Here is a 26,608-nt window from a genome sequence, read left to right as displayed (position 1 = left end):
CGAACATCTCCGCCCGACCCTTGACGACCTGCTCGAGCTCGCCCGCGACGGTGTGAGCTATAGCGGACGCGCGGTAATGGCCTCGTTGCCGAGGTCTTTACGCGCGGTTCGCAAGCACTTCGTGCACAGCAATTCGATCGTGCGAGGGTGATCCTCGCCGCAGGTGCAGTCGATCGTCACGCGCCATTTGGCTCTGCGTCCACACGGGGCATAAGCCTCTTCGTCGCCGTGGTCGCACTCGCAGATCTGCGGCGCGTCGTCATCCCACCCGATCGAGATGTCGGCGAATGCTTGGTCGAAGGGGTCGGCAGTGAGATCGGGCAGTGCCGGAACTCTGGTGGGTGCTTCCTGTCGCATCACATCACGTTGCCGATATACGAGTACTTCACGAACACCTCGGCGGCGATGCCCGACTCTTCCAACACGCCCTGCACGGCGTTCATCATGTAGTTCGAGTCCCATCCCATGTACAGAAAGTTCTCGTCGTCCAGTGCATCCCACTGGCCTTTCCACGCCATTTCATTGTAGATCGGTCCACCGTGCGCAGCACAGTACCTGATCGCAGCCGCGCGGTCGTCGGTCCAGGCGCGACGGAAGACGCGGTTGAACAGCGCACGAACGTCTTTGACCTCCCAGTGCTCGCCGCGATACTCGATGTAATCGAACTCGCGATCCCAGCCTGCGGGCCAGCCGCGGCGGCGCACGGCATCCAGAACCGGGGTCAACCCGTCATCGTCGATCTCAGGCAGCCCGGGGCGGGCCCAGATCTGCAGCAGCTGTGCGGTCAGCGCGATCGTGCGCTGAGAAATCGCCGACGTGGTCCACGCCGGCGTCTGCGCGAGGTCGCGGGTTTCTGAAACCTTGCTGCGAGCGTAGGTGCTCTGCTTGTCGGGATACGACGCTCCGAACACACGTTCAGTCAGGGGCTGCTCGAGTAGCGTCAGGTTTCCCAGGGTCGGTGCCAACGCACGATGGCTGTTCTGCTCGTCATCGGTGTACTCGCTCCACGGGCGAACTCCATCGCCGGACCAGGTCGCTCCCGGTGCAAGGGGAACAATGTGCTCGATGTCGAACGCAGAGGTGTCGGGGACGCGTTCGATTCGACCGAGTACGTACGCGGCGTGCGGGAGTTCTACGTACTTCAGTACCGCCGCGACGCGTTCGTCCGACGGAGTGATGCGTGCCAGCGCGCGCATCAGCGCCTCGCGCCCTTCCGAACGAGCACGGCACAGGCGTGCGATGAGGCGCTCCGTCGGCAGGTTGACGAGAGCTCGACGCAGATACAGTGCTTGGATCCACTCCAGCGTCTCCACGAGCTCATCACGAGAAATCAGCCCGCGTACGCGATCGCTGTATGCGCTCAACGCGAGCGGGTAAGCCTGTTTGCCGAAGGTGTTGATGTACTCGAGCTGCTGGCGAAGCACCGGGTCCGTTTCTTGAGACGGATCGAGAAGGATGCCGTAGATCTCGGCATAGTGGCGCCAGATCTCGGCATCAGCCTGCAGATGCTCCACATCGACCCGCGGGAAGGACTGGCGAAACGCGCTGTACACGCCATGCTCACCGGCGGCCGCGACTTCGCGACCTGTCGTCATCACCAGGTAGTGCCGCCAGAAAGCACCGATCGTCTCGCCCGTATGGCGCTCGATGGGCAGCCAGAAGCGCTCTTCGACATCCAACTGCTCGGTGTGGGTCAGGCCCATCAGGATGTAGTTGTGAATGAGCTCGTGATCGCGCAGGGGCTCGCCGGTGGAGTTCAGGCTCTCGAAGATCTGCTGGGCGTTGGCGGATGCCCCGAGCGTGATTGAGACGTGTTCGAGTTTCTGTAGCCCGCACCAGATGCGCGATGCCTCATCAGCGTGCACCTGGCTGCGGAAGAACGCATAGTTGTCGTCGAACCGCGACTCGCGCTCGCTGTCGTCACGCCGGTCGAGCACCACAGACTCGTAGAGCTCGGCCCAGGCGTCGTGCGGGCGCAACTTGGTGCGAGTCGGGTCGTCGGGGCGGATCAGCACGCGCTCGAGCTCAGCGGCCATGATCGGATCGGTCTCGCGCACCGCGTGATGGAGCGCAGCAACCAAGAGCATCAGTGTGGTGATGCGCTGCTGGCCGTCGATGAGGATGAGATCGGTGTCGGAGGAGTCCTGGGCAGACAGGATCGAGCCGATGAAGTGGCGATGTGCGCTGTCTTCGCCGGCCACGGCGCGCACATCGGCGAGGAGGCGTTCGCATCCACCGATGTCCCAGCGGTACTGCCGCTGATAGACGGGGACGACGATGGTCGTGTCGGGGGCGGATAGCCACTCGATCGTGTTGACGGCGGTCGCTTCGACATTGGTGGCGGTGGCCATATTGTTCGCTCGTGCTCCTCACATCGGCGGAGTGCCATCCGCCGTCATCGAGTCTAGCGGCCTCGGATTTTTCCCGGCCGCGCTCTCGAAGGTGTTCAGGGTGCGCTGTTAGGCTTGCCTTATCAGGGCCTGTTAAAACGTGCTGGCCCCAGATGAAAGGACATGACTCAGATCATGGGATACATCAAATCCGCAGCCCTCGAAGACAAGGGTTTCGTCATTCTTGACAAGTACGACAAGGAGATGGACCCGAAGGAGTGGCTCGATATCGAGTACAACGACTGGAAGTCTTCGGGAGACACGCGCTTCGCGCCGCTCGCGAGCGCCAAGGGCGAGATCGAGTGCAACGGCTTTTGGAACCACAAGCCGCCGCGCACTGACAAGGACGGGGTGTGGATCGACTCGCAGACCGCGATTGCGCCGACCCTGACCGCACGTGCTCAGGAACCGGGCGCGAACGTCGGTCGTTGCCGCGTGATCGAGCTGCAGCCGACGCCCTATGGCGAATGCCTCTACAACCTTCACCAGGACGACAACAATCGTCTCAACCCCGACGGTACCGGCTGGGTGGTTCGCGGGTTCTTCAACCTCACCGACGACAAGGACAGCTACTTCGTCCTGCGTGAGAACCGCACCGACCCGAGCATCGAGTACCGCATCGCGCTTCCCGCCGGCGCGCAGCTGATCGTCGACACCCAGCGCCTGTGGCACGCTACGACGCACAACGGTGACCAGCCGCGTTACTGCCTGATCACGTCGTGGACGTCGGGCCCCGAGCTGGACGCATACATCGAGAAGTACAACGGCACCGACCAGCACGAGCAGGTCGAGGTCGCGCAGGATGTGCTCGAGCAGGGCTACGCAGAACAGGCCCGCCGGGATGCCGCACGTGCTGCCTATTACGCAGCCAAGGGGCAGCAGGCCAAGCTCGCCATGAGCGAGGCCTGACCCTCAGCTTGACATCGGGAAGCCCTGGTCTCATGACTGGGGCTTCCCGTGTAATCACACGCTTGTGATTTCACACAGACTGGGCGATAATCGCCATATAACCGCATACACGCGCCACGCTTCGTTGGTTCAGGTCGTTGGGGAAGACGCACCTGATGAAACGGAGAGATCATGGCGACGGCATACGCACGCGGAGTGGTGTACATCCACTCTGCACCTCGCGCGCTCTGCCCGCACCTGGAATGGGCGGTGGGACGCGCTATCGGTCGTGCAGTCAACTTTGACTGGGCTGATCAGCCAGTCCTCGAGGGCGCCCGCCGCGCCGAGTTCTATTGGGATGGTCCGGCCGGCACGGGTGCGGCTCTCGCGACAGCCATTCGCGGGTGGGAGCACCTGCGGTTCGAGGTCAGTGAAGACCCGACGCCCCGCAGCGAGGGCGGCCGCTGGCTGCACACCCCTGATCTCGGCATCCATTACGCCCAGACCGACACCGCCGGCAACATCGTCGTCGGTGAGGACCGCATCCGCTACGCGATGGAGATCGCGGCAGGCAGCGCTGTCGAGCTGCAGCGCGAACTCGACGTTGCCTTGGGTTCGGCTTGGGATGAAGAACTCGAACCGTTCCGGCACGCCAGCGATGACGCGAGCGTCGTCTGGCTGCACAAGGTCGGCTGAGCGGGCTCGACGACCACAATGACCCGGGTGCCGGGAGGCGTCAGTATCGGAAACCGGTGAGCGATCCCGGAAGCTGAGAAATCGAATCCCGCCCCGCACGATGAAGGCCTCGCCCCGAAAGAATCGGGGTCGAGGCCTTCATCATGTGCTCAGGCGCTACCGGTCAGCCGTCGTAGTCGGCGAACGCTGCGACGGCATTGTGTCCGCCGAAGCCGAAGGAGTTGCTGATCGCGAGCTGCGGGCCATCGCCCAGCGGCTGGGCGTCGCCGGAGACCAGCAGCGGGATCGCAGGATCCTGCGTGGTGATGTTGATGGTCGGGGGCGCCAGACGGTCCCGGATGGCGAGAACCGTGAAGATCGCCTCAAGCGCACCGGTGCCGCCGAGGAGGTGGCCTGTGGATGCCTTGGTCGCTGAAACGGGAACGTCATGGACTCGATCGCCCATGACGCTTCGCAGGGCGGTGTACTCGTTCGGGTCGCCGACCGGCGTTGACGTCGCGTGCGCGTTGATGTGGGTGATCTGATCCGGCGTGCGACCGGCCATCTCGAGCGCCTGGCGCACAGCGCGTTCCGCACCGCGTCCCTCGGGGTCGTTCGCGGTGATGTGGTACGAATCAGCGGTGACACCGCCGCCGACGATCTCGGCGTAGATCTTGGCGCCGCGTGCCTTGGCATGCTCCTCGGTTTCGAGGATCAGCACACCGGCTCCCTCGCCCATGACGAAACCATCGCGGTCGATGGAGTAGGGGCGCGATGCGCCGGCGGGGTCATCGTTGCGGCGCGAGAGCGCCTGCATTGAGGAGAACGAAGCGATGGTGATCGGATGCACGGCAGATTCCGTGCCACCGGCGATCACGATGTCGGCGTAACCGGCCTGCAGATGCTCGTAGGCGTTCACCAGTGATTCTGTGCTGGATGCGCAGGCGGAGGCTCCGGTGCGAGCGAACGCCCGTGCCTGGAAGTGCAGTGACAGGTTGCCAGCGGCCGCATTCGGCATCAGCATCGGAACGGTCATGGGCATGACCCGACGCGGACCCTTCTCGCGCAGGGTGTCCCAGGCGTCCAAAAGGGTCCAGATGCCGCCGATGCCGGTGGCGAAGTCGACGCCCAGGCGCTCCGGGTCAACATCCGGCGTGCCGGCGTCTTCCCAAGCCTCCATCGCGGCGACCAGTGCGAACTGCGATGACGGATCAAGGCGCTTAGCCATCGGGCGAGCGAGTACGGTCTCTGGTCGCACCATCGCCTCAGCGGCGAAGGTGACGGGCAGGTCGTACTCGGCGACCCAGTCATGCTCGAGGGTCCGTCCACCGGCCATTCCAGCAAGCAGATTGGTCCAGTTCTCGGGGGCCGTGCCGCCGATGGCGGAGCTGGCGCCGATACCGGTGACGACGATGCGCTTGGTCATTGCGTGAGGTTCCTTGTCGGACGGAGTACTCGAGTGTGGGAAGGCAGAGGATGCCACGCCCCGCGGACAGCGGGTGTGGCATCCATCAGGTATTACTCCTGGCCGGCGACGATGAAGTTGACGGCGTCAGCGACGGTCTTGAGGTTCTTGACCTCGTCGTCGGGGATGGTGACACCGAACTTCTCCTCGGCGTTGACGACGATCGTCATCATCGAAATCGAGTCGATGTCGAGGTCGTCCGTGAAGGACTTCTCGAGTGCGACCTCGGAGCTATCGATGCCGGTCTCATCGGTGACGAGCTCGGCGAGGCCTGCGAGAACCTCATCGTTGGTGAAAGCCATGTGGTTTTCCTCTTTCTTGCGGGTTGTAATCGGAACCGTTGAATAGTTTAGGCAACGGATGAGGCGGATCAGGGGAGGACGACGACCTGTGCGGCAAAAACTAGGCCCGCGCCGAAGCCGATCTGCAGTGCGAGGCCGCCGGAAAGTTCCGGATGCTCACTCATCAGACGGTGGCTGGCCAGCGGGATGGACGCGGCCGATGTGTTGCCGGTGGTCTCGATATCGCGGGCGATAACCGTGGTCTCGGGCAGCTTGAGCTGCTTTGCGAATTCGTCGATGATGCGCATGTTGGCCTGGTGCGGAATAAAGGCGGCGAGGTCGGATGCCTCGATGCCAGCGGCCTCAAGTGCCTTCCGGGCGACCTTCGCCATGTCCCACACCGCCCAGCGGAAGACGGTGGGACCTTCTTGGCGCAGCGTCGGCCAGGGAGCCTGACCATCGCGGAACGCGGTGAGCGTGTGGTTCATGCCGACCGCGTCAGACTTCGAGCCGTCAGAACCCCACACGACGGGCGCGATTCCGGGAGTGTCACTGGGGCCGACAACGGCCGCACCAGCACCATCGCCGAGCAGGAACGAGATGCTGCGGTCAGCGGGGTCGACGACGTCGGAGAGCTTCTCCGTGCCGATCACGAGCGCGTAGTGCGCGGCTCCCGCGCGGATCAGTGCATCCGCCTGAGCGATGCCGTACGCGTAGCCGGCGCAGGCGGCGTTGGAGTCATACGCCGCGGCAGGGTTCGCCCCGACACGGTCAGCGACGATCGCTGCGGCCGAAGGCGTCTGCTTCGGGTTGCTGATCGTCGCCACGATGACGAGGTCGATCTTCGCCGGATCGATGCCCGAGCGCTCGATGGCCTCCTTGGCAGCGGTGGTTGCGAGGTCGATCGCGTCGGTTTCCGGTACCGCTCGTGCGCGGGTGATGATGCCCGTACGTTGACGGATCCATTCATCGCTGGAGTCGATCGGCCCGATCAGGTCTTCGTTCGGCACCGCGTTCTCACCCCGCGCCGCACCGTAAGCGAGGATGCGGGTGTACTGCGGGCCTGTCGTCTGCTTCAGCGTGACGGTCATGCGGCTGCTCCATTCAGCAGCTCAGCTGCTGCGTCGAGGTCTTCGGGGGTCTTGACAGCGACGGTGGGCGTGCCGCGCAGCCCGCGCTTGGCGAGACCGGTGAGGGCGCCGGCCGGAGCCAGTTCGATCAGCCCGGTGATGCCGTTGTCGGCAAACGACGACATGCACAGATCCCAGCGCACCGGCGAGGACACCTGGTTGACGATGAGTTCGAGTGCGCTTGCGCCCGAGGTGACGATCGACCCGTCGCGGTTCGTCCACAGCTTGATCTGCGGGTCACTCGGAACGACTGCTGCGACGGCGGAGCGCAGCGCCGCAACGGCCGGAGCCATGTAATCGGTGTGGAAGGCACCGGCGACCTGGAGCGGGATCACGCGGGTGCCCTTGACCGGTGCCTCAGCGAGTTCTGCGAGTGCCGGCAGGCTTCCTGCCACGACGATCTGACCGCCACCGTTGTAGTTCGCCGGCGACAGCCCGAGTTCAGTGAGGCGCGCGAGCACTGTCTGCTCATCGCCGCCGATGACCGCGCTCATGCCGGTCGGAGTCTGTGCCGCGGCATCCGCCATCGCGCGCCCGCGCACCCCGACCAGACGCATAGCGTGTTCTGCGGAGATGACTGCCGAGCCGACCAGAGCGGCAAGCTCTCCGACCGAGTGGCCCGCCACGCCGTCCGGGGTGCGCCCCGCGCGCCCGACGAGAGCCTGTGCGGCGATCAGTGAGGCAGCGACGATCAGTGGCTGCGCAATGCGCGTGTCGCGGATCGTGTCGGCGTCCGATTCTGTGCCGTGGCGGATCAGGTCGACTTCAGCGGCCTCCGAGTAGGCGGCGAGGCTGTCGGCGACGCCGTCCAGCTCGAGCCAGGGGGCGAGGAAACCGGGGGTCTGGGAGCCCTGTCCGGGGCAAGCGACGACAATCACTCACCCAGTCTGCCAACGATCAGGCAAAAACGGTGGATGATCCATCACAAGATTGTGCGAATCGTTTGTGTGTGTCGAACACTCGTTGAAGGGCTGTTACCGTGCGCGACGGGGAGCGGAGCGGCGGCGCACCGATTCCGCCGTACCGATCGAGCCAAGAATCAGCGCCGTCTGCAGGATCAGGGCCTCACGAGGGCCGGTAGCATCCCAACCGATGACCTCGCTGACGCGCTTGAGGCGGTACCGGACAGTGTTGGGGTGGATAAACAACTCGCGCGCCGTGGCTTCGAGCGAGCGGCCGTTGTCGAGATAGCTCCACAGCGTCGTGACCAGATCGGTGGAGTGCGCCTGCAGGGGGCGATAGATCCGCTCGATGAGCGTCTGCTTCGCAAGCGGATCACCAGCCAGCGCACGTTCGGGAAGCAGATCATCCGCTTCTACCGGGCGCGGAGCGGTGCGCCAGGCGCGAGCGACGGCGAAGCCGGCAAGGGCCGCGCGGGCGCTCTGACCAGCATCCACGAGGGCTGCCACGGGTGGGCCGAGAACGACGTAACCGTTCCCAAACGTCGGCTCCAGGCGCGTTGCGATCTCCGCGAACGAAAGATCGTCGTCTTCTTCTTCCCGGCCCGCGACACGCGCACGGCCGAGCACAAGCACGAGGCGCGAACCCTGCACACCGATGAGCACGTCGACGGAAAGCTTGCGCGCCGTGCGTCGAACGTAATCCACGTCGAACTGCGGGGGAGTTGCACCGACGAGAACGCAGACCTCACCGTGACCGTGCCAGCCGAGGGCGGCGATTCGGCTGGGGAGTTCCTCGTCGGCTTCGCCGGTGAGGATCGAGTCGACGACGAGGGCTTCGAGCCGTGCATCCCACAGGCCGCGAGCCTCAGCCGCGCGTGCGTACACATCGGCTGCGGCGAAAGCGACGTCGCGGGAGTACAGCAGGATTCCCTCGCGCAGCATCTCGCCCTTGCCGGCGATGCGTTCCTCGGTGATCTCCACCGTGACGCGGATCAGCTGCAGCGTCTGGGTGAGGCTGACGCTGCGCAGCAACTCGCGGGGAGCTGCAGCGAAGATGTCAGCTGCGATCCAGGGGGTGGATGTCGGATCGTCGAACCACTGGATGAACGACGTGATGCCTGCCTGGGCCACCAGCCCGACCGCAGAGCGGCGGGCTGGTGGCATATCGGCGTACCAGGGCAGCGTGTCTTCAAGGCGCTGGATGGTCGCTGTGGCCAAATCACCGGAGATCCGGCGGAGCCAGGCGAGCGTCGCGGCCTTGTCCATCGACGTGGGAGACGATCCGGTCACACCCGGCTCAGCTATCTCCGCCGGCGTTTCCGCTCGTGCCGGCGTTGACGTTGTGCAGGTCGTACTTTGTGATCGCCTGTGCGATCAGCGAACGGTCGATCTGGCCCTTGTCCGCGAGGCTCTGCAAAGCGCGAACCACCATCGAGGGGCCGTCGATCTTGAAGAAGCGACGGGCAGCCGCGCGGGTGTCAGCGAAACCGAACCCGTCTGCACCCAGCGTGTAGTAGCTGCCGGGAATCCACTGACGGATCTGATCCTGAACCGCGTGCATGAAGTCGCTCGTTGCGATGAACGGGCCTTCCGCGTGCTGCAGCTTCTGCGTGAGGTAGGCCACCTGGGGCTCTGCCTCGGGGTGCAGGAAGTTGTGCTCGTCGGCGGCGAGTCCGTCGCGACGCAGCTCGTTCCAGCTGGTGACCGACCAGACATCGGCGACAATGCCCCAGTCCTGCTTGAGCAGTCCCTGAGCTTCGAGAGCCCACGGCACACCGACGCCGGATGCGAGCAGCTGCACGCGGGGTCCGTCGCCGTCACCTTCGGCGACACGGTGGATGCCCTTGAGGATGCCCTCGACGTCGACGTTCTCCGGCTCAGCGGGCTGCTTCAGCGGCTCGTTGTAGACCGTGAGGTAGTACATGACGTTCGGGTCGGGGTGCTCGCCGCCGTACATGCGCTCGATGCCGGCCTGGACGATGTGTGAAACCTCGTAGCCGTAGGCCGGATCGTAGGTCAGCGTCGACGGGTTGGTGGAGGCCAGCAGCGGCGAGTGGCCGTCAGCGTGCTGGGTGCCCTCACCGGTCAGCGTTGTGCGACCTGCGGTTGCACCGATGACGAAGCCACGAGTCATCTGGTCAGCAGCAGCCCAGAAGGCGTCGCCGGTGCGCTGGTAGCCGAACATCGAGTAGAAGATGTAGATCGGAATCAGCGGCTCGCCGTGTGTCGAGTAGGACGTACCGGTTGCGGTGAACGCTGCGGTGGCGCCGGCTTCGTTGATGCCGACGTGCATGATCTGACCCTGCGGGCTCTCCTTGTAGGCCAGGAGCAGCTCGCGGTCAACGGCAGTGTAGTTCTGTCCGTTCGGGTTGTAGATCTTCGCCGTCGGGAAGTACGCGTCCATACCGAAGGTGCGGGCCTCGTCCGGAATGATCGGAACGATCCGCTCGCCGAAGCCCTTCACCCGCATGAGGTCCTTGAGCATGCGGACGAACGCCATGGTCGTGGCGACTTCCTGGTTGCCCGAGCCCTTCTTGGGGAAGGCATAATCCTTGTCCTCGGGCAGAGTCAGATCGACATGCGTGCTGCGCCGCTCGGGGAGGAAACCGCCGAGGTCGCCGCGGCGGTCCAGCATGTACTGGATCGTCTCGTCCTGGGCGCCCGGGTGGTAGTAGGGGGGACGGTACGGGTCTTCTTCGAGCTGAGCATCCGTGATCGGAATCTGCATGGTGTCGCGGAAGAGCTTCAAATCTTCCAGCGTCATCTTCTTCATCTGGTGCGTCGCGTTACGACCCTCGAAGTGCGGGCCGAGGCCGTAGCCCTTGACCGTCTTCGCGAGGATGACGGTCGGCTGGCCCTTGTGCTCCATCGCGGCCTTGTAAGCGGCATATACCTTGCGGTAGTCGTGTCCGCCGCGGCGCAGCTTCCAGATCTGGTCGTCGGTGTAGTCCTTGACCAGAGCTGCGGCACGCTCATCGCGGCCGAAGAAGTTCTCGCGCACGAATGCGCCGCTCTCGGCCTTGTAGGTCTGGTAGTCACCGTCGGGGGTGACGTTCATGAGGTTCAGCAGTGCGCCGTCGGTGTCGCGGTCGAGGAGGTCATCCCATTCGCGACCCCAGACGACCTTGATGACGTTCCAGCCGGCGCCGCGGAAATACGACTCCAGTTCCTGGATGATCTTGCCGTTACCGCGCACCGGACCATCAAGGCGCTGCAGGTTGCAGTTGATCACGAAGGTGAGGTTGTCGAGGCCCTCGTTCGCTGCGACCTGGAGCTGGCCGCGAGATTCGACCTCATCCATCTCGCCATCGCCGAGGAATGCCCAGACGTGCGAGTCCCCGACGTCCTTGATGCCGCGGTTCTCGAGGTACTTGTTCGCCATCGCCTGGTAGATGGCGTTGATCGGGCCGAGTCCCATCGAGACCGTGGGGAACTGCCAGAACTCCGGCATCATGCGCGGGTGCGGGTAGGAGGGGATGCCGTTCGGGGCGCCGGACTTCTCCTGGCGGAACGCATCGAGCTGCTGTTCGCTGAGGCGACCCTCAAGGAAACTACGGGCGTACATGCCGGGGGAGGCGTGTCCCTGGTAGAAGATCTGGTCTCCGCCGGAGGAGTGATCCTGCCCACGGAAGAAGTGGTTGTGACCGACCTCGTACAGCGAAGCTGCTGAAGCATAGGTCGAGATGTGGCCACCGACACCGATGCCGGGGCGCTGTGCGCGGTGCACCGTGACGGCGGCGTTCCACCGGATCCAGTGGCGGTAGCGGCGCTCGAGTTCTTCGTCACCCGGGAAGTCGGGTTCATTCTCTGAAGCGATGGTGTTGATGTAGTCCGTGGTCGGAACCATCGGGACGTTTAGGTGCAGCTCCTTGGAGCGCTTGAGCATGCTGAGCATGATCTCGCGGCCGCGGCCGGGACCCTTTACATCAACGAGCTCGTCGAGGGACTGATTCCACTCGCCGGTTTCCTCCGGATCGCTGTCAAGGGGGCCTTGGGAGTACGGATCCTGGTCGTGAACGGTCACGTGGAGCCTTTCGTCAAGCTGGCAGGTCTTGCCAAGGAAACGGGAAGCAACGCGGGGAGCCTTGTCGGCTCGGCACAACGCGCGCCTCATTCAGCCTAGCCCCCTTCATCGGTGTCGGCGCACATCTTTCAGACGGATATGATGGAGACACCAGGGCCTGTAGCTCAGCTGGTAGAGCGCCACGTTTACACCGTGGATGTCGTCGGTTCGATCCCGGCCGGGCCCACCCAATGTTCGATGTCAAACTTGCGAGATCCGCAGGTTTGACATCCTCTCCTGCGCGCAGCCTGGCCTCGTAGGCCAGTGCTGCGGCGTGGAGGTTCGGATCAAGAAGCGATTCGAACGATTCACCGGGTTCGCCTTCCACCGCATCTTCGATCGGGATGGCCTGACGGACACAGTTACGCGTTGTTGAAATATGCACCCCCAACGCACAATAAGATCGTGCCTTATGCGTCGATCATTGTTGAGCGCGAGTGTCGTCGTTGCACTCGCCGCTGGTGCCCTGTTCATCAGCACTCCCGCCTACGCGGATCCCATCTCTTACCAATTCAAATACACCGTCACTAACGAAGGCCCGAGCACCGTCGCCTGGCCCAGTGGCGGCGACTGCTCAACGGAGGCGGCTTGGGATGGCGGTGGACGTCGTGCGATCACCTCGGTGGCCGTCGTGAGTGCAACCGGTCTGTACACCTTCGGTGACTTAAAGAGTCCGGCGGATGGGCGATTCATAATATTTGAAGGAGCCTTCGACCGGAATGACGTCAGTAACTGTGTTGCGGAGGTTGACGACTTCGGGCTGGTGAATCTCGAAGCTGACGTGGAGTACACGATGGTGCTCGCTGGGTTCGGGGGCCAATCGGGCACTGTGAGCTACCGCGCCTCGGGCCCCGGAATTTTTGGCACCGCCACCACCCTCTTAGGTGCCACCACCGTGCTCACCGCCAGCAGTGGCACGGTCACTGCAGGAGACCCTGTTGACCTGACTGCAACGGTTGCACGCCCGGGGTTTACGGCGAACTTCGCGGGCAATGTCGAATTCTTCGATGGTGCTACGAGCCTCGGGGAGGTTTCGGTGGCTGCGACGGGCGAAGCTACCCTGCCTAATGTGGTGCTGACCGACGGATCCCACCAGATCACCGCCCACTATGCGGGCAACGCTTGGGTTTTACCATCGATTTCAGCGCCTGTGGCTGTCGAAGTAGAACCACCAGTAGCGGCGTCCACGACGGTCGTGACTGCAGCCAATGCGTCGGTGGAAGCCGGCACTGAGGTGTCCTTCAACGCCGAGGTAACGGGGGCGACGCCCACCGGCACGGTCGAGTTCTTCGCCGATGGCACCTCGCTGGGTAGCGCAACCACAACGGCCGGCGCCTCGGCCACAACGGCGAGCGCGATCCTCGCCACCGCCTCGCTCGCGGTCGGTACTCACTCGATCACCGCAACCTACGGCGGAGATCTCAACAACGCGGCATCGACGTCGCTCGTTGCGCTGACAGTGACGGTGACCGCGGTGCCGGATCCTGAGCCGACACCCGAGCCGACACCGACACCAACACCTGAGCCGGCACCAACACCCGATCCGGCACCAACACCTGAGCCGGTACCAACACCCGATCCGGCACCTGCACCTGAGCCGGCACCAACACCCGATCCGGCACCAACACCTGAGCCGGCACCAACACCCGATCCGGCACCTGCACCTGAGCCGGCACCAACACCCGATCCGGCACCTGCACCTATGCCGGCACCAACACCCGATCCGGCACCTGCGCCTGCGCCGGTGACCCCGGTCGTCAAGCCGGAGCCTGCGAAGAATGACACCTCTGCCAAGCAACTTGCGGCTACCGGGACAGAGCTGCCGCTTGGGCAGCTTGGGCTCCTCAGCGGAGGGCTGACGATTGCGGCGGGCGCGATACTGCTGGTCGCTAGGCAACGAGCGCGGCGCACACGTCAGGCGTAGGGAACCGGAGCCGGATCAGCGGGTGCTTGGTGAGCGGGTGTTTGGGCCGCAAGTACCCGGCTCGTACGCGATAATCTCGTACGTTTGATCACCGAGCCGAGCACTTTAGCGAGCACGAGTTTCCGGTTCGTCAGCGGCGTGTAGAGCAGGCCCTCGATGGTGCGGCGCTCCTTCTCGCCGACAAGGCTGGAGGAGGCGGTGATCGACGCGGTCATGACGGGGATGACCCGGAGGAACGGTGCGAGGAAGCACACGATCACCGCGTACACGATGGTCTGCTCTGGTGTGTACCCAGACGGTGCGATGCCTTGGGGTGCAGAGCTGGAGCCTGTGATCATCCAGCTGGGTGCTTGGGGCGCCCGATCGCCCTTCTTCGACCGCGAGCGGGGGTTGAGGGTGAGTTCGGTCATCCTCTCGCAGCGCACGATGTTCCGGCCGGAGGCGGCGTCAGGTGTTCGGCTGAGCATAGAGATGCTGCTCGAGGAGCGCCGTTTCCATGCGCAGGTAGACGACGGATCCTTGCGCGTAGAACCGGTATCGGCGACATCAGCGGACGCGACTATTGCAACGGACCCCAAGACACTCGCCTCGCTGCTCTACGACGGGAGAACGCTTGCAGAGGCCGTGGACACAGGTGCGGCCGACGTCAAGGGTGACGCGGCCGCGGTCGAGTAATTAGATGTATACGCAGGTATCGGTGCAAATCCCGGGCTCCCGATGGGGCGCGGCGGCGGTCGGCTGCACAAATGGTTCGCTCACGACGTTGCGGATCGGGAACAGTTCACAGCCGACGAGATCCTGTCCCGAGTTCGAGCGCACCGGCGCGATGATCATGGGTCGTGACAGCTACGACCACGCCGAGGCGCTGTGGGGCGAGCGTCCGCACCTCATTCCGGTGATCCTTGGCAGGGGACGCCGACTGTTCTCAGGCCTCGATGACGAGCCCATCGCAATGGAGATTATTCGGGTCGTTGAGGGGCCGGCGGTCACGCATCTCAAATATGGGATGCGTGAGGGGTGAGAGCATTCTGGTGGGGTCGAGAAAGCGACTGTTTGCCGCTGGCGCTTCGTGCAGGCGAAGTCATGCGCTAAGCAGAAGGATCGCGCCGACGATCATGACCGCTGCTGTCGTTCCGTGTATACGCCATGCGGCCTTGACGTCACCGCGTGCGGCCAGTATGCTCACGGCGTCCCCGACTGGGATGATTGCGAATGCGAGCAGGGTCCATCCGATCACGGTAGAGGGTGCCAGCAGAATTAGGACACCAGCTACGACGCCGGTTGTGAGGTCACGAATGCCTTTGATGCGGAGCCACGGTGTCGCATCCTCGTGCGGCAGTGCGGGTAGCCCGAAAACTGTTGCCATCATGCGTGGCCGCATAAGGTAAAGAACGCCAATGGCAGCGATCGCTAGGCCAGCAAGTGCGGCAATCACGAGTCCCAGGGTCTCCATAATCGTTGATAGTAGCCCTAGCGTCGATAGGAGGCTGGTCCGCGCGGCCCCATGGTCCCGCCACAGTCGGCGAGGTTGCGGCGCCATTCGATATGAGTGCACCCGCGATCTCCCAGCACCTCAAGGTGCTCGAACGCGCGGGTCTCGTTACCCGCACCGTGCAGGCGCAGTGGCGAACACTCTCCATTACACGCACTTTTGACGTCTCGCGTGAACTCGTATGGCGCGCCTGGACGGAGGAGTCCGAGCTGGCCCAGTGGCTGCGCCCGTTCGGCGTCAGCACCGACTCGGTCTCGTTCGACGTCCGCGTCGGTGGCCGCTACGCGTACACGATGACCAATGACGAGACCGGCGAGAAATTCCCCACCGGCGGCGTTTTCCTCGAGGTCGAGCCGATTCACCGTCTCGTCTTCACATGGGGCGAACCAAGCGCGCCCGTCGAGACAGCACCGGTCATCACCCTCACCTTTACTTCGCAGGGTCTCAACCGCAGTGAGCTGGTGTTCCATTTGCGCGGGTACGAAGGGAAGCCCGGCGATGGCTTCGTGTACGACGGCTGGGACGAAGCGCTCACAAACTTCGGACGACACCTGTCCGGTGAACAGCTGGGCTGAGTCACCGGGTCTCCGAAGATGGCATCCCGCCGCCGAGAGGGTACCCGACGGAGCCTCGATGGTTGACGTGCACGACTGCGCTCAGGCGTCGTCCTCCGTGACGCGAATGAGGACTTTGCCGATCGTTCCCTGTTGCACCGCGTCGTGAGCGGCGGCGGTCTCTTCTAGCGAAAACCAGGTGAGCGGAAGCCCGGCCTCAGCACCAACGGGAAGCGCGTTTGCTTCCAGCGCAGCTGTGATGTCTTCGACCGCGCTGGCGAGAGCATCCTCGCCGACCGTGTACAGCAGCAATCCCTGCCAGCGGGCGTTCTTTGCGAAGCTGGCGACGATGGGGACCGTGATCGTTTCGCCCTTGTCGTTGGCGTAGAACGCGATCGAACCGTGGTTGGCCAGCACAGCGACATCCACGGCGGCGTTCATGGCTGGTGATACCTCAACGATGTGGTCGACGCCCGACGGGGCGACCTCGAGAATGCTTTCAGCCAGCCGGTCGTCGGGATAGCGGAATACGTGGTGGGCCCCGGCCGCGCGGGCGAGCTCCTCCTTCTGGTCGCTGCTGACGGTCGTGAGAACCTTTGCGCCTGCCCAGACGGCGAGCTGGATGGCCGCATGCCCCACAGCGCCCGCCCCACCTTGAACGAGAACCGTCCGATCGGCGAGCGCGCCGGGGGAGAGCCGGGATGGGCCATGCTCGTGCACGGTCAGCGCGCGATGCGCAGTCATCGCCGGTACGCCGAGGCTCGCAGCGACGTCGAATCCGACCCCGTCCGGAAGTCGGACAGCGCGAGACGCGGGAACGATCGTGACGTCCTGGGCGGTCCCGGTCGGACGTTCGTGCGCTGCAAGGTACACCCACACACGATCTCCGACCTGCAGGTCACCGACGCCGTCACCGACGGCATCCGCGATGCCGGCACCATCCTGGTTGGGCACGATCTGCTCGAACGGCATGGGTGTTCCCGAGGACGCTCGAGCCTTCCAATCGGTGGGATTCACGCCCGATACGTGGACGCGGATGCGCACCTCACCGGTGCCCGGCTGTTCTTCGTCGCGCTCGACCAACGTGAGCGTGTCGGAGCCGCCCTTGCCTGTGTACACGATTGCTCTCATACTCAATGCAAGCAGGCGACGCAGCCGGATATTCCGGTCTGGGCATCAGTCTCCCGGGTCGAGAGCTGCTAGGACTCTTCGTGCGTACGCGGATCCGCATTGAACAGTCGGCCATCAACACGACCGAGGGCCGTAATCGCGGCAACCTCGTCATCGGCGAGAACGACGGATGCTGCCGCAAGATTGGCCTGCTGGTGCTCCAGCGACGACGCCTTCGGGATTGCAACAGTCTCCCGAGCTACATGCCAGGCCAGCACTGTCTGCACCGGCGTGATGCCGTGCGCCTGGGCGACCTCGACGACCACCGGCTCTTCAATCAGATCACGGGCACGCCCGATCGGGCTCCAGGCTTCGGTGATGATCCCGTGCTCGCGGTGGAATGCGAGCTGCTCCTCCTGCGGGAAGTACGGGTGCAGTTCAATCTGATTCACGACGGGCAGCACACCGGTCTCACGCTCGAGACGCTCCAGGTGCTCGGGCAGAAAGTTCGACACACCGATCTGTCGCACGATGCCGCGCTGCTGGGCGTCGACGAGTGCTGTCCACGCCTGCACGTACTCGTCTTGGGTCGGATTCGGCCAATGAATGAGGTGCAGATCGGTCACATCCAGACCGAGTCGGAATCGGCTTTCCTCGATGCTCGTCCGAGCCTTCTCGAGTGGGTGATGGCGACCGGGAATCTTGGTCGTGACGATGATCTCTGAGCGCTCGGTGATAGCAGCGGCCACGCCGCGACCGACCGCACCCTCGTTCTCATAATTGAAGGCGGAGTCCACCAGCCGATATCCGGCATCGATGCCCGCGGCAATCGCGGCGGCGCCCTCCTCACCGTTCAAGCGATAAGTTCCAAGCCCGAGTGCGGGCAGCGTGAAGCCGTTGTGCGCCGTACGGATGGGAAGAGCGGTCATCGAGATCTCCTTCGGTCGTGATTCAGCGTAGCGGGGCGGCCCATACGCGGCATGATTGAACCATGCGCTGCCCCTGCTTATCCGGCGACATTTATGAGTCGTGCTGCGGTCCGATCCTGTCGGACGCTATCGCTGCGCCGACCGCGGAGCGGTTGATGCGATCGCGATTCACTGCGTTCGCGATGGGGGATGCCGCGTACCTGCTGCGGTCGTGGCATCCATCCACCAGACCGAACGACCTGGAACTGGACCCGCAAATTCGGTGGACGAGACTCGACATCATCGCCACGGAAGCCGGCGGGCCGTTCGATACGGCGGCGGTCGTCGAGTTCGAAGCGTTCTACCGTGAAGACGGCGTGCATGCCTCGATGCGGGAGCGGAGCCGATTCGTTCGCGAGAATCGCGTCTGGACGTACCTCGATGGCACGCCCGGCTGAACGAGCCGATCGGCGGATGTCAGCTGCCGCGGGTAGGTTGGACATGTGAACGCCAGTCCTGAGCACCAGCGCATCCTTCTCGACGTCGCCGACCTAGATCGTCGCATCCAGAAAGTCGAGCGCGCGCGGACGACCCCGGTCCAAGGGCCGCGTATCAACGAGCTGGCAACACAGCGCCAGGAGCAGCTTCGTGAGCTGACGGCGTTGGCCGGTGCTCGTGACGACGCGCGCACAGAACTCAAGCGTCTCGAATCAGACGTGCAGCTCGTCGAGCAGCGTCGGACCCGGGATGCGGACCGGCTGGCGACCTCCACCAATGCGAAAGATGCTCAGGCTCTCGAGAGCGAACTCGCCAGCCTTGCCAAGCGCGTCAGTGATCTGGAAGACATGGAGCTCGAGGTCATGTCGCGGGTTGAAGCGGCCGAAGCTGCCGTTGCCGCGCAGCAGGCGCTGATCGACGTGACGACTGCTGAGGGCACCGAGCTCACAACGCAGGCAAAAGCTGCCGTGGCAGCGGCGACCACAGAACTCGATCACCTGAACCGTGACCGTGAAGCCATCACCGCCGCCATTCCCGCCGATCTCCTCGCCGACTACACACGTCGTGCAACACGGGGAATCGCCGTTGGTCTGCTGCGTCGCGGCACCTGCGAGGGATGCCGCATGATGCTCCCCGGGACGAGCCTCAGCCAGATTCGCCAAGCTGCACCCGATGCTGTGCTCTCCTGCCCGGAGTGTGGCGGAATCCTCGTGCGCACCGAAGAATCGGGCCTGTGACACCATGTCGGCACCGTCCCCGACGGTGACGGCGCCGACGGCCTCCGCCTCGGGCACCAGAATCCTGCTGGCCGATACCGGCGCTGGCGAAGTTACTGCGGTCGAGCTCGACGCCGGCGACGCTGAACACGAGCGCACCGTGCTGCGTGGTGCCGCGTTCATCACATGGGTGCGAGAAACCGAAACCGAGCGCTCTCCGCGGTGGGTGATCCGCAGCGCCCGCGAGATCTATCCGCGGCTGCTGGCAGCGTCGGTGCTCCTCGTGCGCACACATGACCTGCTGCTGTGTCATGCGATCCTGCGCGACACCGATGCGGTCGCCCGGCCACTCGCTCCTTCATCCGAATGGATTCCCCGCGCTCCGGAGGACGGCGCGCCCGCCCTGTTCGAAGTCGTCGATCACACCGCCGCCGATCCGGTGGCCGATCTGCTTGCGCAATACCTCGAGCAGCGTCGCGTCATCGAAGCTGACCGCACCGGGCGGCTCGCTCTGCTGTGCGCAGCAGAGTCGGCCGGGGGCCTCCTCGCCGAAGAAATGCGCGCCGGCGGGTTGCCGTGGGATGTCGAAACTCACGACCGCATTCTCGTGGATGCCCTCGGACAGCGACCTGCAGGTGGGGGGATGCCGGCACGGATGGCTCAGTTCGCCGATACTGTGCGCTTCCACCTGGGAGATCCGCAACTCCATCTCGACAGCCACACCAAACTGCTGCGCGCGCTGCACCGCGTCGGCGTCAACGTCGAATCCACCAGTCAATGGGAACTCAGCGAGATCTCGCACCCGGTGATTGAGCCGCTGCTGGCGTACAAAAAGCTTGCACGGCTGCTGAGCGCGAACGGTTGGGCATGGCTTTCCGAGTGGGTGCACGACGGACGCTTTCGCCCGGTCTACATTCCTGGCGGCGTCGTCACCGGACGCTGGGCATCGGCCGGCGGCGGGGCGCTTCAGCTGCCGCGGGTTCTCCGCCCTGCCGTGCGCGCTGACGCGGGATGGATTCTGGTCGTCGCCGATGTCGCGCAGCTCGAGCCCCGGATGCTCGCAGCGCTCGCTGAGGACAAGGCGATGGCTGAGGCTGCTCGCGGGCGTGATCTGTACGAGGGAGTCGTCGCCTCCGGTGCGGTAGCCACGCGTGAAGAAGCCAAGTACGCGGTGCTCGGTGCAATGTACGGCGCGACCACAGGAGACAGTGGACGCCTGGTGCCGCGCTTGCGCAGGGTCTATCCCCGCGCGATGCGTCGTGTCGATGAGGCGGCGCGCACCGGCGAGAACGGGGGAGTCGTCTCGACCAAGCTCGGGCGATCCTCGCCGCTGCCCGATGAACGTTGGCAGGCGCTGCAGAGCGCAGCATCCGATGCGGATGTCGACCCGGGCGAGGTCAAACGCGCCCGACAGAGTGCGCGTGAACGCGGACGGTTCACGCGTAACTTCATCGTGCAGGGGACCGCGGCCGAGTGGTCGCTGATCTGGCTTGCTGAGATCCGGCACCGTCTGCGGCAACTCCCGGACGCACTGGTGGAAGCCCCCGCATCCGGCCCGTTCGCACGAAGTGCACATCTGGCGTTCTTCCTGCACGACGAGGTGATCCTGCACGTGCCAGAGGAACAGGCAGATGCCGCGGCCGCCGCGGTACGCGAAGCAGCGGCGATCGCCACCCGACGTCTGTTCGGTACGTTTCCGATCGATGTTCCGCTCGACCTGCAGATCGTGCAGACGGCGGAGAAGTAGACTGGGCACGCGAATGGGTCGGCTGGACGGCCGCGTTGCGGGAAACCGCACCGAGGAACGTCCGGGCTCCACAGGGCAGGACGGTGGGTAACACCCACCAGGAGTAATCCGCGAGACAGTGCCACAGAGAGCAGACCGCCATCCGATCCTCGAGCTTGTCGACAGGCTCGGATGGTAAGGGTGAAAGGGTGGTGTAAGAGACCACCGGGGGTCATGGTGACATGACCCGCCAGGTAAACCTCGTCCGGAGCAAGGTCATACAGAGGATGCTGACGCGGCCCGCTGAGTCCTCGGGTAGACCGCTAGAGCGGCACGGCAACGTGTCGCGTAGAGAGATGGCCGTCGAAGGGAACCTCGAGAGGGGCCCCGGAACAGAACCCGGCGTACAGGCCGACCCATTCGCCCTGTACGACACAAGAGCCCGGCAGCTGCCGGGCTCTTGCTGTTCGTGCGATGTATAGAAGCTCGTGCGGATCAGTCGTTGGAGAGCGACGCGGCGCCGATGATGCCCGAGTTGTTGCGGTGGATCGCCGGGACGATCGGGGTGTTGAGCTCGAGCAGGGGGAGGAAATCTGCGGCGTTCTTGGACACGCCGCCGCCGACCACGAACAGGTCAGGGCTGAAGAGGAACTCGATGTGCGAGTAGAACGCCTGCAGGCGCTCGGCCCACTCGGCCCAGGTGAGGCCTTCGCGTTCGCGTGCGGATGTTGCGGCCCACCGCTCCACAGACTCGTGCTCGCGGAAGTTCAGGTGCCCGAGTTCTGTGTTCGGTACAAGAACACCGTCGTAGAGGAATGCTGAACCGATCCCGGTGCCGAGGGTGGTCAGCAGCGTGAGGCCGCGGACATCCCTGGCAGCACCATGGCGTGCTTCGGCGACTCCGGCGGCATCGGCGTCGTTCACGAAGACGATGTTGCGCTGCAGACCGTCACGGAAGAACTGCTCCGCCTCGAATCCCACCCATTCTGGTGAGACGTTCGCCGCGGACAGCGTCTTTCCGCGCTTGACGATGGCGGGGAAAGCCACCCCGAGAGGCAAGGTCGAATCCTGCACATCGAGCTTCTCCAACACGGTCTGCACCGCCGTGAGGACGTCCTGCGGAGAAGCGCCCTCGGGCGTTGGGACGCGGACGCGGTCGGATGCCATCGTTCCGTGCTCCAGATCAACAATGCCTGCTTTGATGCCTGTGCCGCCGATGTCGACGCCGATCGCTTTTGCCATGCCCACTAGCCTAGCGAGACTGGCCCGCGACAGTAGGATCATGACAGACCCTTACAGAGGGATGCGGCCATGTCAGACGGTAAGGATACGCACATGTCTAACGGTGAAGACAAGTACTGGTACAACATCAAGTCCGGTGAAGTCGAGCTCGGGTACGTTTCGCCCGCCGTCGACCGGGTCGGTCCCTTCGATACCCAGGAGCAGGCGGCGAACGCATTGCAGACGCTGCGTGAGCGCTCTGAGGCCTGGGCTGCCGAAGACGCAGAAGAAGACGCCTGGACCGACAACTCCGAAGCTGAGGGGAACTAGGACACCATATGGGCATGGACAAGCAGCGGGACTTCGTCCTGCGCACGATCGAAGAGCGTGGCGTCAAGTTCGTCCGACTCTGGTTCACAGATGTGATCGGCACGCTCAAATCGGTGGCAATCGCTCCCGCTGAGGTCGAAGGCGCATTTGCTGAGGGCATCGGTTTCGATGGCTCCGCAATCGAGGGCTTGACGAGAACCTTTGAGTCGGATCTGCTCGCGCAGCCTGATCCGACGACGTTCCAGACGCTGCCCTGGCGTGGTGACGTCGATCCCACCGCACGCATGTTCTGCGATCTGACCACTCCCGACGGCCAGCCGGCGGTCGCGGATCCGCGTCAGGTGCTCAAGCGCTCCCTCGCGAAGGCCGCGGATGCCGGATTCACTTTCTACACGCATCCGGAGATCGAGTTCTATTTGCTCAAATCGTCCGAGATCGGTCCGGATGGCCCTGTTCCCGTCGACTCAGCCGGATATTTCGATAACGTCCCCGGTGGCACAGCACATGATTTCCGTCGTCGTTCGGTGCGGATGCTGGAAGACCTCGGCATCTCCGTCGAATACAGCCACCACGAAGGTGGCCCGGGCCAGAACGAGATCGATCTGCGGTATGCGGATGCGCTGACCACCGCTGACAACGTCATGACGTTCCGCACGGTGATCAAAGAGGTTGCGATCGAGCAGGGCGTCTACGCGACGTTCATGCCGAAGCCGATGAGCGATCAGCCCGGTAGCGGAATGCACACGCACATGTCGCTGTTCGAGGGTGACCAGAACGCGTTCTGGGAAGAGGGTGCGGAGTACCAGCTTTCAAAGACAGGCCGGCACTTCATCGCAGGGCTGCTGAAGCACGCCAACGAGGTCGCGGCCGTCACTAATCAATTCGTGAACTCGTACAAGCGACTGTGGGGCGGCGACGAAGCCCCGAGCTTCGTCACCTGGGGGCACACCAACCGGTCTGCACTGGTGCGCGTGCCGATGTACAAGCCGCACAAGAGCCAGTCCTCGCGGGTTGAGCACCGGGGCCTTGACCCGGCAGCGAACCCGTACCTGGCCTATGCGCTGCTTCTCGCGGCCGGACTCAAGGGCATCGAGGAAGAGTACGACCTGCCACCCGAAGCGGAGAACAACGTATGGGCGTTGAGCGCCGCCGAACGGCGCGCACTGGGCTACCGCTCGTTGCCCACCAGCTTGGATCAGGCGCTCGAGTACATGGAAGACTCCGAGCTGGTCGCCGAGACACTGGGCGAACAGGTCTTCAACTATGTGCTGCTCAACAAGCGCAAGGAATGGGAAGCCTACCGGGGGCAGGTCACCCCGTTCGAGCTGAAGAGCAACCTCGAGCTCCTCTGAGCGCCGATGGCCAGATCAGGTTCGACGTTCACCCTCTCCGGCCTTGCCCGTCTGGGGTTCACCGAGCTGAGAGCGGCCGCCTCCGCGCTGGATGAGCTGTCGGCTTTGGTCGACCTCGATCGAGACGAACTGGTGCGGGGCGCGGACGCTGCCGACCCGGATGCTGCCGCAGCCGGAATGCTGCATGTCGCGCGGCGCGACCCCACCGTACTGGCAGCGATCTTGCGTGACGAGACGGCGCGCAGTCTGGCTTGGCGCGTATTCGGTGCCTCCGTCGGGCTGGGCGACTTCTTCCACCGGCACCCAGAGCAGCTCGCAGTACTGCTCGAGGCGGGCCCGCTCGTCCCGAACGCGGTGACGCTGACGGAGCGCATGCTCGCGGCCGTCGGCGCGCACGATGGTTTTGCCGCAAGCGGTGACGAGTTCGCATGGTGTTCGCTGCGGGTGGCCTACCGCCGGTGCGTCGCCGAGATCGCGGCCATCGATCTGTCGACCCCGGAGCCGGCATCCAGAATCGCCGCCGTTTCGGCATCTTTGGCCGACGCCGCAGGTGCGGCGCTGGAAGCGGCGTTGGCGATCGCCAGAACACGCGTGGCCGAGGTGGTCTCGCGCGAGGAAGTCGCCCTGACACAGCTGTCGATCATCGGCATGGGTAAAGCGGGAGCTCGCGAGCTCAATTATGTGAGCGACGTCGACGTCATCTTCGTCGGGGCCAGTGCTGATGAGGATCGTCTTGACGAAGGACGAGCGATAGATATCGCCACGAAACTCGCTCGGGAGACGATGCGCGCGCTGTCGTCGGCCGAGATCGAGCCTCCGCTGTGGGAGGTCGACGCGAACCTGCGCCCGGAGGGCAAACAGGGGGCGCTGGTGCGTTCGCTCGCGTCGCACCTGGCGTATTACGACCGCTGGGCGAAGAGCTGGGAGTTCCAAGCGCTCCTGAAAGCCAGGCCGCTCGCAGGCGATCCCGAACTGGGTGAAGCGTATATCGAGGCCGTGCAGCCGAAAATCTGGTCGAGCGCCGCGCGTGAGAACTTCGTCGATAGTGTGCAGCGAATGCGCGAGCGGGTCACCGAGCACATCGACCCGGAGGATGCCGGTTACCAGATCAAACTCGGTGCCGGTGGACTGCGGGACATCGAATTCACGGTTCAGCTGCTGCAATTGGTGCACGGCCTCACCGATCCGAGCATCCGAACCCAGGGCACCCTGGAGAGCCTGGACGCCCTCGTCGCGGGCGGATACATCGGGCGAGAGGACGCCGCGATTTTTGCCGCGGACTATCGGATGCTGCGCCTGCTCGAGCACCGTCTGCAACTGCGAGAGCTCTCTCGCACGCATCTGATGCCGCGCACTGGTGATGGGCTGCGCGTGCTCGCCCGGGCCACCGGGCTTGCCGAAGATGGTCCTGGTGTGTGGGCGATGTGGGAGAGCGTGCGCCGCGAGGTGCGGGAGATTCATACGCGCCTGTTCTATCGGCCGCTGCTGAGTGCTGTCGCCGAGCTGCCGGAAGATCAGCGCACACTCGCCACAGAACGTGCGCACGACCGACTCGCGGCGATCGGATTCCGAGACCCTGCCGGGGCGCTGGGCCACATCGGTGCGCTGACCACGGGGATCAGCCGCAAGGTGACGATTCAGCGGCATCTGATGCCGGTGATGGTCAGCTGGTTCGCCGAGGGGAGCGACCCGGACTACGCGCTGGTCGCATTCCGTCGCATCAGCGAGCGACTGGGGGACAGCTCCTGGTTCCTGCGTGTGCTGCGCGACTCCTCCGGTGCAGCCGAGAGGTTGACGCGTCTGCTGTCGTCATCTCGTTACATCGGCGAGCTGATGGAGTGGATTCCCGAGTCCGTGGCATGGCTCGACAGCAACGAGCGATTGCGCCCGCGCGGTGAATCGAAGCTCTACGAGGAAGCCCGCGCCATTCAGACCCGTCACTCTTCGGTGGCATCGGCGCTGAAGGCTGTGCGCGCTCTTCGAAGACGTGAGCTGCTGCGCACAGCGATGGGCGCGGTGCTGGGCACCATCACGATCGAGGAGGTCGCCACCGCTCTCACGGCGATCACCGACGCCACGATTCAGGCGGGTCTGCGGGCAGTGCGTCGGGAAGTCGTGCCTGCTGAGGACGACGCCTTGGAGTTCGCGGTCATCGGGATGGGGCGCTTCGGTGGTGCTGAGCTCGGTTTCGGATCGGATGCTGACGTCCTCTACGTATACGACGCGCACGGTGTCGATCCGGAACGGGCGCAGATTCTGGCGACAAAGCTGGTATCCGGGCTGCGCGAGCATCTCACCGACCATCGTGCTCCGCTCGATCTCGACGCCGATCTGCGGCCCGAAGGGCGGCAGGGGCCGCTGGTGCGTTCGCTGGCGGCCTATGCCGCGTACTACCAGCGCTGGTCGGTCTCGTGGGAGGCGCAAGCGCTGCTGCGAGCTCGGGGGGTCGCCGGCAGCACCGCGCTGATCGAGAGATTCACGGTGATGGCAGATGCCGTGCGGTACCCCGAGGATGTCGATCAGCAGGGGCTGCGTGACATCAAACGCATCAAGGCGCGTATCGAGGGGGAGCGGCTGCCGCGGGGTGCCGACCCGCGACGGCATCTCAAGCTCGGCCCCGGCACCCTTAGCGATGTGGAGTGGCTGGTGCAGCTGTTGCAACTGCAGCACGCGCATGCGCTGGCCGAACTGCGCACGACCTCGACTCTCGACGCGCTTTCGACCTGTGTGGAAAACGGACTCATCTCCGCTGATGATGCCGAGCTCCTCCGTGAAGCCTGGCTGCTGTCGAGCCGCCTGCGCAGCGCAATCACGCTGTTGACGGGAAAGACGAGCGACATGCTGCCTTCGGATCGCAGCGAGCTCGATGCGATCGGCCGGCTGCTCGGATACCCCGACCGCTCGGCGAGCGCCGTGGAAGAGGACTATTTCGGTGCCACTCGCCGCGCACGCCGCGTGTTCGAGCACCTCTTCTACGGATGAG

The 26,608-nt window shown here is 64.4% G+C and carries 25 protein-coding genes, 1 tRNA gene and 1 other RNA gene; 14 read left to right on the top strand and 13 right to left on the bottom strand.

What is annotated here, in order from left to right; genetic code table 11:
- Nucleotides 1-57: 57 nt before the first annotated feature.
- On the bottom strand, nt 58-357 hold the full coding sequence (locus tag ACW5CM_RS07800; RefSeq protein ID WP_457124696.1) for a hypothetical protein: 300 nt from the start codon (nt 355-357) through the stop codon (nt 58-60).
- Nucleotides 357-2,351, bottom strand: a complete 1,995-nt coding sequence (locus tag ACW5CM_RS07795; RefSeq protein WP_457124695.1) for a DUF262 domain-containing protein — start codon at nt 2,349-2,351, stop codon at nt 357-359. Before ACW5CM_RS07795 ends, ACW5CM_RS07800 begins: the two co-directional genes overlap by 1 nt.
- A 174-nt stretch (nt 2,352-2,525) precedes the next feature.
- Between ACW5CM_RS07795 and ACW5CM_RS07790 the strand changes: the two genes are divergently transcribed.
- Both ACW5CM_RS07790 and ACW5CM_RS07785 read left to right on the top strand, forming a co-directional pair.
- Complete coding sequence (locus tag ACW5CM_RS07790; RefSeq protein WP_438254843.1) at nt 2,526-3,299, top strand: hypothetical protein; 774 nt, start codon at nt 2,526-2,528, stop codon at nt 3,297-3,299.
- A 171-nt stretch (nt 3,300-3,470) separates the two neighbouring features.
- Nucleotides 3,471-3,974, top strand: a complete 504-nt coding sequence (locus tag ACW5CM_RS07785; RefSeq protein WP_439254510.1) for a DUF3145 domain-containing protein — start codon at nt 3,471-3,473, stop codon at nt 3,972-3,974.
- 163 nt (nt 3,975-4,137) lie between these two features.
- Here ACW5CM_RS07785 and ACW5CM_RS07780 read toward each other — a convergent pair whose 3' ends face one another.
- From ACW5CM_RS07780 to aceE, 6 genes are all read right to left on the bottom strand, one after another.
- Nucleotides 4,138-5,379 carry a beta-ketoacyl-[acyl-carrier-protein] synthase family protein gene (locus tag ACW5CM_RS07780; protein WP_439254512.1) on the bottom strand — a complete coding sequence of 414 codons (1,242 nt, stop codon included), beginning with the start codon at nt 5,377-5,379 and terminating at the stop codon, nt 4,138-4,140.
- Between the two features lie 92 nt (nt 5,380-5,471).
- The gene (locus ACW5CM_RS07775; RefSeq protein WP_147038765.1) at nt 5,472-5,720 is read right to left on the bottom strand and encodes an acyl carrier protein; all 249 of its coding nucleotides are present in this window, start codon (nt 5,718-5,720) and stop codon (nt 5,472-5,474) included.
- Between the two features lie 68 nt (nt 5,721-5,788).
- Complete coding sequence (locus ACW5CM_RS07770; protein ID WP_438254386.1) at nt 5,789-6,790, bottom strand: beta-ketoacyl-ACP synthase III; 1,002 nt, start codon at nt 6,788-6,790, stop codon at nt 5,789-5,791.
- Nucleotides 6,787-7,707, bottom strand: a complete 921-nt coding sequence (locus ACW5CM_RS07765; protein ID WP_457124694.1) for an ACP S-malonyltransferase — start codon at nt 7,705-7,707, stop codon at nt 6,787-6,789. Before ACW5CM_RS07765 ends, ACW5CM_RS07770 begins: the two co-directional genes overlap by 4 nt.
- Before the next feature lie 96 nt (nt 7,708-7,803).
- On the bottom strand, nt 7,804-8,997 hold the full coding sequence (locus tag ACW5CM_RS07760; RefSeq protein ID WP_438254845.1) for a PucR family transcriptional regulator: 1,194 nt from the start codon (nt 8,995-8,997) through the stop codon (nt 7,804-7,806).
- A gap of 31 nt (nt 8,998-9,028) precedes the next feature.
- Nucleotides 9,029-11,755 (bottom strand): pyruvate dehydrogenase (acetyl-transferring), homodimeric type, encoded by a 2,727-nt coding sequence (gene aceE / locus ACW5CM_RS07755; RefSeq protein ID WP_438254389.1) that lies wholly within the window; start codon nt 11,753-11,755, stop codon nt 9,029-9,031.
- A 153-nt stretch (nt 11,756-11,908) separates the two neighbouring features.
- Here aceE and ACW5CM_RS07750 point away from each other — a divergent pair.
- Together ACW5CM_RS07750 and ACW5CM_RS07745 are read left to right on the top strand one after the other, a co-directional pair.
- Nucleotides 11,909-11,981, top strand: a tRNA-Val gene (locus tag ACW5CM_RS07750).
- A 225-nt stretch (nt 11,982-12,206) separates the two neighbouring features.
- Nucleotides 12,207-13,718, top strand: coding sequence for an Ig-like domain-containing protein (locus ACW5CM_RS07745; protein ID WP_457124693.1), 1,512 nt, complete (start codon nt 12,207-12,209; stop codon nt 13,716-13,718).
- Here the strand turns inward: ACW5CM_RS07745 and ACW5CM_RS07740 are convergent.
- The gene (locus ACW5CM_RS07740; protein WP_457124692.1) at nt 13,709-14,128 is read right to left on the bottom strand and encodes an ABC transporter permease subunit; all 420 of its coding nucleotides are present in this window, start codon (nt 14,126-14,128) and stop codon (nt 13,709-13,711) included. The two genes, ACW5CM_RS07745 and ACW5CM_RS07740, sit on opposite strands and share 10 nt — an antisense overlap.
- On the opposite strand from ACW5CM_RS07740, the gene ACW5CM_RS07735 reads away from it, so the two are divergent.
- Nucleotides 14,115-14,393 carry an alkyl sulfatase C-terminal domain-containing protein gene (locus ACW5CM_RS07735; protein ID WP_457124691.1) on the top strand — a complete coding sequence of 93 codons (279 nt, stop codon included), beginning with the start codon at nt 14,115-14,117 and terminating at the stop codon, nt 14,391-14,393. The two genes, ACW5CM_RS07740 and ACW5CM_RS07735, sit on opposite strands and share 14 nt — an antisense overlap.
- Nucleotides 14,394-14,550: 157 nt before the next feature.
- Nucleotides 14,551-14,739, top strand: a complete 189-nt coding sequence (locus ACW5CM_RS07730) for a dihydrofolate reductase family protein (RefSeq protein ID WP_457124690.1) — start codon at nt 14,551-14,553, stop codon at nt 14,737-14,739.
- A gap of 60 nt (nt 14,740-14,799) precedes the next feature.
- On the opposite strand, the gene ACW5CM_RS07725 is transcribed toward ACW5CM_RS07730, so the two are convergent.
- Nucleotides 14,800-15,171, bottom strand: coding sequence for a DUF4267 domain-containing protein (locus ACW5CM_RS07725; RefSeq protein ID WP_457124689.1), 372 nt, complete (start codon nt 15,169-15,171; stop codon nt 14,800-14,802).
- Between the two features lie 92 nt (nt 15,172-15,263).
- Between ACW5CM_RS07725 and ACW5CM_RS07720 the strand changes: the two genes are divergently transcribed.
- Nucleotides 15,264-15,785: an SRPBCC domain-containing protein gene (locus ACW5CM_RS07720; RefSeq protein ID WP_457124688.1), complete on the top strand. Its 522-nt coding sequence runs from the start codon at nt 15,264-15,266 to the stop codon at nt 15,783-15,785.
- Between the two features lie 81 nt (nt 15,786-15,866).
- On the opposite strand, the gene ACW5CM_RS07715 is transcribed toward ACW5CM_RS07720, so the two are convergent.
- On the bottom strand, nt 15,867-16,895 hold the full coding sequence (locus tag ACW5CM_RS07715; RefSeq protein ID WP_457124850.1) for an NADPH:quinone reductase: 1,029 nt from the start codon (nt 16,893-16,895) through the stop codon (nt 15,867-15,869).
- 68 nt (nt 16,896-16,963) lie between these two features.
- A complete protein-coding gene (locus ACW5CM_RS07710; protein ID WP_438254406.1) occupies nt 16,964-17,803 on the bottom strand; it encodes an aldo/keto reductase in 840 nt (279 codons plus the stop codon).
- A gap of 62 nt (nt 17,804-17,865) precedes the next feature.
- On the opposite strand from ACW5CM_RS07710, the gene ACW5CM_RS07705 reads away from it, so the two are divergent.
- From ACW5CM_RS07705 to rnpB, 4 genes are all read left to right on the top strand, one after another.
- Entirely contained in the window at nt 17,866-18,240 is a 375-nt protein-coding gene (locus ACW5CM_RS07705) for a YchJ family protein (protein ID WP_438254407.1), read from the top strand.
- 45 nt (nt 18,241-18,285) lie between these two features.
- Entirely contained in the window at nt 18,286-19,017 is a 732-nt protein-coding gene (locus ACW5CM_RS07700) for a zinc ribbon domain-containing protein (RefSeq protein WP_438254409.1), read from the top strand.
- Nucleotides 19,018-19,021: 4 nt separating this feature from the next.
- Nucleotides 19,022-20,743 (top strand): bifunctional 3'-5' exonuclease/DNA polymerase, encoded by a 1,722-nt coding sequence (locus ACW5CM_RS07695; RefSeq protein ID WP_457124687.1) that lies wholly within the window; start codon nt 19,022-19,024, stop codon nt 20,741-20,743.
- Between the two features lie 14 nt (nt 20,744-20,757).
- Nucleotides 20,758-21,145: RNase P RNA component class A (rnpB, locus tag ACW5CM_RS07690), an RNA gene on the top strand.
- A gap of 72 nt (nt 21,146-21,217) precedes the next feature.
- On the opposite strand, the gene ppgK is transcribed toward rnpB, so the two are convergent.
- Nucleotides 21,218-21,964: a polyphosphate--glucose phosphotransferase gene (gene ppgK / locus ACW5CM_RS07685; protein ID WP_438254411.1), complete on the bottom strand. Its 747-nt coding sequence runs from the start codon at nt 21,962-21,964 to the stop codon at nt 21,218-21,220.
- 93 nt (nt 21,965-22,057) lie between these two features.
- Between ppgK and ACW5CM_RS07680 the strand changes: the two genes are divergently transcribed.
- The 3 genes from ACW5CM_RS07680 to ACW5CM_RS07670 are packed head-to-tail and all read left to right on the top strand — an operon-like array spanning nt 22,058 to nt 26,607.
- Complete coding sequence (locus tag ACW5CM_RS07680; protein ID WP_439254526.1) at nt 22,058-22,273, top strand: SPOR domain-containing protein; 216 nt, start codon at nt 22,058-22,060, stop codon at nt 22,271-22,273.
- Nucleotides 22,274-22,287: 14 nt separating this feature from the next.
- Complete coding sequence (gene glnA / locus ACW5CM_RS07675) at nt 22,288-23,625, top strand: type I glutamate--ammonia ligase (protein ID WP_438254414.1); 1,338 nt, start codon at nt 22,288-22,290, stop codon at nt 23,623-23,625.
- A gap of 6 nt (nt 23,626-23,631) precedes the next feature.
- Nucleotides 23,632-26,607: a bifunctional [glutamine synthetase] adenylyltransferase/[glutamine synthetase]-adenylyl-L-tyrosine phosphorylase gene (locus ACW5CM_RS07670; RefSeq protein WP_457124686.1), complete on the top strand. Its 2,976-nt coding sequence runs from the start codon at nt 23,632-23,634 to the stop codon at nt 26,605-26,607.
- Nucleotide 26,608: the final 1 nt, after the last annotated feature.

It is taken from the genome of Microbacterium wangyouchuni, from assembly GCF_054072595.1.
The sequence above is the reverse complement of the archived record's forward strand: the minus strand, read 5'-3'. Positions and strand labels throughout refer to the sequence as shown.

Coding starts and splice junctions, on each gene's coding strand:
- glnA (WP_438254414.1), top strand. CDS start 22,288: ATGGACAAGCAGCGGGACTTCGTCCTGCGCACGATCGAAGAGCGTGGC.
- ACW5CM_RS07760 (WP_438254845.1), bottom strand. CDS start 8,997: ATGGACAAGGCCGCGACGCTCGCCTGGCTCCGCCGGATCTCCGGTGAT.
- ACW5CM_RS07790 (WP_438254843.1), top strand. CDS start 2,526: ATGGGATACATCAAATCCGCAGCCCTCGAAGACAAGGGTTTCGTCATT.
- ACW5CM_RS07740 (WP_457124692.1), bottom strand. CDS start 14,128: ATGACCGAACTCACCCTCAACCCCCGCTCGCGGTCGAAGAAGGGCGAT.
- ACW5CM_RS07780 (WP_439254512.1), bottom strand. CDS start 5,379: ATGACCAAGCGCATCGTCGTCACCGGTATCGGCGCCAGCTCCGCCATC.
- ACW5CM_RS07695 (WP_457124687.1), top strand. CDS start 19,022: ATGTCGGCACCGTCCCCGACGGTGACGGCGCCGACGGCCTCCGCCTCG.
- ACW5CM_RS07770 (WP_438254386.1), bottom strand. CDS start 6,790: ATGACCGTCACGCTGAAGCAGACGACAGGCCCGCAGTACACCCGCATC.
- ACW5CM_RS07680 (WP_439254526.1), top strand. CDS start 22,058: ATGTCTAACGGTGAAGACAAGTACTGGTACAACATCAAGTCCGGTGAA.
- ACW5CM_RS07670 (WP_457124686.1), top strand. CDS start 23,632: ATGGCCAGATCAGGTTCGACGTTCACCCTCTCCGGCCTTGCCCGTCTG.
- ACW5CM_RS07745 (WP_457124693.1), top strand. CDS start 12,207: ATGCGTCGATCATTGTTGAGCGCGAGTGTCGTCGTTGCACTCGCCGCT.
- ACW5CM_RS07720 (WP_457124688.1), top strand. CDS start 15,264: ATGAGTGCACCCGCGATCTCCCAGCACCTCAAGGTGCTCGAACGCGCG.
- ACW5CM_RS07725 (WP_457124689.1), bottom strand. CDS start 15,171: ATGGAGACCCTGGGACTCGTGATTGCCGCACTTGCTGGCCTAGCGATC.
- ACW5CM_RS07715 (WP_457124850.1), bottom strand. CDS start 16,895: ATGAGAGCAATCGTGTACACAGGCAAGGGCGGCTCCGACACGCTCACG.
- ACW5CM_RS07730 (WP_457124690.1), top strand. CDS start 14,551: ATGGGTCGTGACAGCTACGACCACGCCGAGGCGCTGTGGGGCGAGCGT.
- ppgK (WP_438254411.1), bottom strand. CDS start 21,964: ATGGCAAAAGCGATCGGCGTCGACATCGGCGGCACAGGCATCAAAGCA.
- ACW5CM_RS07795 (WP_457124695.1), bottom strand. CDS start 2,351: ATGGCCACCGCCACCAATGTCGAAGCGACCGCCGTCAACACGATCGAG.
- ACW5CM_RS07800 (WP_457124696.1), bottom strand. CDS start 357: ATGCGACAGGAAGCACCCACCAGAGTTCCGGCACTGCCCGATCTCACT.
- ACW5CM_RS07705 (WP_438254407.1), top strand. CDS start 17,866: ATGCGCTGCCCCTGCTTATCCGGCGACATTTATGAGTCGTGCTGCGGT.
- ACW5CM_RS07785 (WP_439254510.1), top strand. CDS start 3,471: ATGGCGACGGCATACGCACGCGGAGTGGTGTACATCCACTCTGCACCT.
- ACW5CM_RS07775 (WP_147038765.1), bottom strand. CDS start 5,720: ATGGCTTTCACCAACGATGAGGTTCTCGCAGGCCTCGCCGAGCTCGTC.
- ACW5CM_RS07710 (WP_438254406.1), bottom strand. CDS start 17,803: ATGACCGCTCTTCCCATCCGTACGGCGCACAACGGCTTCACGCTGCCC.